This window comes from Neisseria sp. P0021.S005, assembly GCF_051956955.1.
Genome location: NZ_JBQCWY010000821.1, coordinates 1 through 852 on the forward strand (window position 1 = coordinate 1; position 852 = coordinate 852).

Genomic DNA, 852 nt, shown 5'->3' on the forward strand with positions numbered 1-852 from the left:
ATGGTTGCCGGAACATTTGGGCTTTCCTGTTCCCGACAGTCAGGCCGTAATTGCAGGCCGTCTAAACAATCATATCGAAGATGCACACGCTTGGGCAGGCTTACTCATCGGCAGCATTATCTGCTATGGCATTCTGCCGCGCTTGCTTGCTTGGCTGGCTTGCAAGATTACTTTAAAAACCCTGCGCGAATGTTTGGATTTGAATCAGCCCTACTATCAAAACATCCTTCGCACATGGCAAACGAAGATTGTTGATGCCGATGATTTTCAGGAAAACATCGTTCCCGTTTCATCTAAAATTACGCTGAATAATGCGCCTAAATGGGCTGTTACACTGGAAACGGAATGGCCTGATCCGCTTTGGTTTTCCGGCGTTTTGGCGCAAGAATGGATAGACAAAGGTGTGGCCGCCGGCAGAAAAGATTTGGAACAATTGGAAGCCGAATTGAAACAAACTCCGGCGCAACTTCTCATCGGCGTACGCACGCAAACTGTTCCCGATCGCGGCATTTTGCGTCAAATCAGCCGCTTGGCTGAAGCTACGGACGGCGGCGTTATCATTCAACTTTTGAATCAAGACAGTTTCTCTGAAGATTTGGATACCAAACTGGATTATTGGCGCGATGCGCTGGCAGAAAGAAACATTGCCTGGCTGGAACCGACCCGTTTGGCACAAGAAAAACGGCAAAGCGCTATTTGACAGATAAACCGAAGGCCGTCTGAAAAGTTTTCAGACGACCTTTTATCGCAACTTGGAAGCTTGTTTTTAATATTGTCTTGCTGTCTTGATGATATAACCAATTTAAATTTAATCATTTCTTGACTATCCGTTATGTTTTCATTTTTTAATAT

1 protein-coding gene is annotated in these 852 nt (G+C 45.3%); it reads left to right on the plus strand.

Going from position 1 to position 852, the window contains the following annotated elements:
• Positions 1 to 700, plus strand: a 700-nt coding sequence (locus tag ACTHUE_RS19545; RefSeq protein WP_440424230.1) for a DUF2868 domain-containing protein, incomplete at its 5' end; no start/stop codon positions are given.
• Between the last annotated feature and the right edge of the window lie 152 nt (positions 701 to 852).